The sequence below is a fragment of the Kocuria salina genome (genome assembly GCF_013368965.1).
GTDB classification, from domain to species: domain Bacteria; phylum Actinomycetota; class Actinomycetes; order Actinomycetales; family Micrococcaceae; genus Kocuria; species Kocuria rosea.
On the sequence record NZ_SSSF01000033.1, the window covers coordinates 1 to 3824 of the forward strand.

At 48.6% G+C, this 3824-nt stretch carries 3 protein-coding genes; 1 reads left to right on the forward strand and 2 read right to left on the reverse strand.

The window, feature by feature from the left end:
- The first annotated feature begins 128 nt into the window (after positions 1 to 128).
- A complete protein-coding gene (locus E7Z53_RS19745) occupies positions 129 to 281 on the forward strand; it encodes a transposase (RefSeq protein WP_176338684.1) in 153 nt (50 codons plus the stop codon).
- A gap of 351 nt (positions 282 to 632) precedes the next feature.
- Here E7Z53_RS19745 and E7Z53_RS19750 read toward each other — a convergent pair whose 3' ends face one another.
- On the reverse strand, positions 633 to 2750 hold the full coding sequence (locus E7Z53_RS19750) for an AAA family ATPase (protein WP_176338682.1): 2118 nt from the start codon (positions 2748 to 2750) through the stop codon (positions 633 to 635).
- A gap of 3 nt (positions 2751 to 2753) precedes the next feature.
- On the reverse strand, positions 2754 to 3797 hold the full coding sequence (locus E7Z53_RS19755) for a hypothetical protein (RefSeq protein ID WP_176338683.1): 1044 nt from the start codon (positions 3795 to 3797) through the stop codon (positions 2754 to 2756).
- Positions 3798 to 3824: the final 27 nt, after the last annotated feature.

Below are 3824 nucleotides of genomic sequence, written 5' to 3' on the forward strand. Positions count from 1 at the left end.
AATAATCGTCGCCTATCAAAAACCAGACTGGACCCGAGGCCAAAAGGTGGTGCAGCAGCAGGTCAACTCCCTTAGAAACAGCGACCCGGCGGCGCTGAGCGCGGTCGTCGCGCTTAACCGAAACCTAAATAAGCGCGCCGGGCGACGTATTAGCCTACTTTGACCGTCCCGACACATCCAAGGGGTCGCGAGAGGTGAACAACAGATCCCTCAAGCACCTGCGCGGCAAAGCAGTGGGATTCCGCAATCTCAGCAACTACATCGCCAGATGCCGGCTCTAGTTACCGAACACCTTGGTCATCACCTTGAGCAGTTGCCCGGACTGCGGCATATAAACGGTACCGCCCAACTGTCGTTATGAAAGAACGCAAGCGACTGCGCCCCGACAGGTCAAGTTCGCACCGGCGTTCCCGGAGGAACACCGGTGCGAGCATTGCCTCGTCCAGGCGGGAGAGATGTCCGGGGACTCTCCCCTGCGTGGCCATAGCGCCACCAGCGTCTTACTAGTGACCCAATTTGTAGTTAATAGACGGCCGGCTTGCAACGAAAGCTATTGCAGGTTCTGCCGCCAACGATGGAGTGACAACGGCCGATGCTATCGACGACTTCAAAGGCAAGTCACTAGCCTGTACTTAATTCAGGCCCTTTTGCGACTTCCAATCAAGATAACCCAGAATGAACTTTCGTAGTGTGGGATCTTGCACATCGCAATCCCTTATAGTAGGGGTTCCCGCCGGGAATTCGATTGAATAGTGCCGATCCCTCCTTGAAATGAGACCTTGTTCGGAAAGGTATCTAACCATAGGAACATTCAGCTTTTTCCTTGCGATGAGAGCATCCATTCTCCCATTTTCATATCCAGGGCCTCTCATCATAATTGGCCAAGGATGCCACTGAAGAATACCCCTTAATTCTATTGCCGCTCTCACTAGAGCAGCTTCCGAATGTTTGTCGGCAGGATCATCTTGCACTCTGTAGCGAACCCAGGGAAATCCAGCAGACGGGCATACAATAGAAAGCATTGAGCTCGGGTGTACCGTTATTTCCTCGGTAACTCCTGATATCTCAGTGGTCACAATAGTAACCTTTGATTCGCCCATCACTCGTACTGAGGCCGCATAGGATTCAATTCGCTTGCAATTAATCGAGACGGTTCCGCCCAGGGCAAAATCACTCCGCCCCGCTCCTGTACCTACACTGTGTTCGGGAACATCTATATTGCAATCCTTAACCCAACGAGCAACCCAAATTTTACCTGCATCTGGCAGTAAAACCTGGCTCTGCCATTCACGTTCAAATCCTTCAGAAAATCGCAGTTCAATTACGCTTGGATCTTCAGTCTGACTCAGATGCGCTACTGGGTATCCAGACCCAAATCCTTCCGAGGCAGCTAAAGAATCTAAGAATGGGCCGATTATTTCTCCATCTAAAATATCCTCTGCCCCAGCAATCTCCATAACCATTCTCATGAGCACAGGCGAAGGTGGAACTTCAGGACGGGAATATGACAAACCCACTTGACGCGATTCGGGTACGCCATGGCAAAATGCCCAAGCAGCCAGATAATCCCGAAACACTGAGTTTCGAAGCCTTGTAAGAACATCCGCCCAAGGTTGAATACCTCTCCCAGATCCTGCAAGGAAAGGATGTTCCCTAACTTGTGCCTGCAACGCTGGTCTCAAACTTGGTCGCCAAGATTGAGCATCATAGGCATGTGTATAAACGTCGATGTCATCCAAGTCGTGTAACAATAACGCGCGCAACTGAAACTCACTCGAGTAAACTTCTCGGGCGGCTTCCCGTTTTAGTGGATCCGACTGTCCAAAAGAGTTCGCAAACTTTTCAGTTTCTCGCGATAAAATCCAGTTTATCGTTTGCGCCAGGAAGGGCCAGGCAAAACTATTAACGGAGCTTCGCATTTGCTTTAAAGATGCGAATAAATTCGGTTGGTCAGCCATAAGTGCCAGAGCATCTAAAACAGGAGCATAACCTAAAAAGCTATCATCCGCTTCACCAATGGTTTCTGCCAGATCATTATTTACGAAATATAGGAACTCGTCCATAATGGCCGACCCAATCTGTCGGCCACTTTCCTGGGCGTAGATGGAAGCCTTTTCACGCAAATACACATCTCGGCTGTTCTTGGAGAAGAAGGTAACTTCCAGCGACTGACAGGTGATTCCCGACGAAGCGAGCGTTGCTCCTGCGAGTTGAATGGACTCCGGTCTGCCGAGGAGGACTACGGAAGAAAGTGAGGAGTCAACGCCTTTAATTAGGTCGGTTAAATCTTCAATGGCTTCAACGGCGTTGCGCAACCCTGCACGGACCAATGCCTCATCCAAGGCGTCAATTACCAAGGCGCCTTTCCCCTCCAGTAGGGCCTCATTTGCTTTAGAGAAATTGCGTCCATAATGTTTCACCATGGTTCCAGTGAAAAAGTTTGATCCCACCTGGTAGCGACTAAGATCCCATAAAGGATTGTTTGTTTTATCTGCTATAGCCTGTGCGAGCCAGGATTTTCCCACACCTGCAGGTGCTGATATTAGTTGGACCTGTGCGCCTGCGACCGGCTCTCCAAGAATTTTTAAAATTGGATAAACAAATCCTTTTGGGGTGGATGCATTTACGAGAATTTGCCGATTCTTCAATCGCGGTTCTGCCATGTCAACTTGGCACCACCCGTGCCCAATTAGGGAAACCAACTTGTCAACACTCAAATTTTCATGTCCGGGAAATTCAGTCTCGGTCATAAATTATTCACGGCCTTTCCCAGAGTATCTTTCTACCGCCTGGCCGACAAGCGTGAACGCAATGGGGGCAAGTATTATAGATACAAGTATTACTGCAATGTTTGGCCATAGACCCGATATGTCTGGGGCTGGTTTGGTCGCCCAGTACGTTAACCACAATGTTGGGAATACGGCAGCAGCTAGCCAGCGAGCGATTCTGTAATCCCTGGCTCGATTCGCTTCTGATAACTTTGTTTGAATGGCACGTTCTTGTCGTGAACTTTCCTGTGCAGTTCGTATAAGCTCAGCTGTAAGAAGTGAAGCCAGAGATGTATTCAAACCGTCGATTGTGTTGAGCGCCTCGGATGAAACCTTCCGCGACCTTGCATCTCCTAATTGATCTGCGAATCTTAGGACTTGTGCCCATTCTGCTCTTCGTTGCACTAAGGTCGCGATAAAGTTTCTAATTCCTTCAAGGTCTGAATTTATGATGAAATCACGAGCCTGGATTGTCCAGCTTGCTTGTTGCTGAGCGGCTTGAATAGGTGCCAGGCGGCGGGAAAATTCAGATACCTCACGGAACATGGAAGGCAGGTCCGTTGAATTGCTCATTGTTTGCTTTTCTATGATTGATGCTTCGACTTGCCGTACGCCTGCTTCGATGGCTGATTCGGTCGAAAGATTTCCTGTGTCGAGCGATTGAAGAGAAAGGAGGCATAGTAGGGGGCTTGATATTAAGCCATAAAGAACAACTTCACCATCTGCACCCACATCTATGGAAAATTCTCTATTGATATCTTGTTGTGGATTTTCCTCTATATGCAGTAAGTAGTTTAAGTATTGATGTCTTTCGATTAATTGGTTTTTCCAATTTGTTATCTCTGACTCGGGAAGGACGTGTTTTGTCGTCTCTATGGCCAGGCAGCCTGAGCCCGGACTTTGACTAATTACATGCGAGGCCTTATTTAGGTTTTCAGCGTGAGGTGAAATATGCCCACTAGTAATTACCCAATATTGATTTCTCGTTGTGGTCATCTGCTTCAGCCCCGATTTTTCCAGTGACATCATCTGGGGCTATGTTATCGTCCACGACTG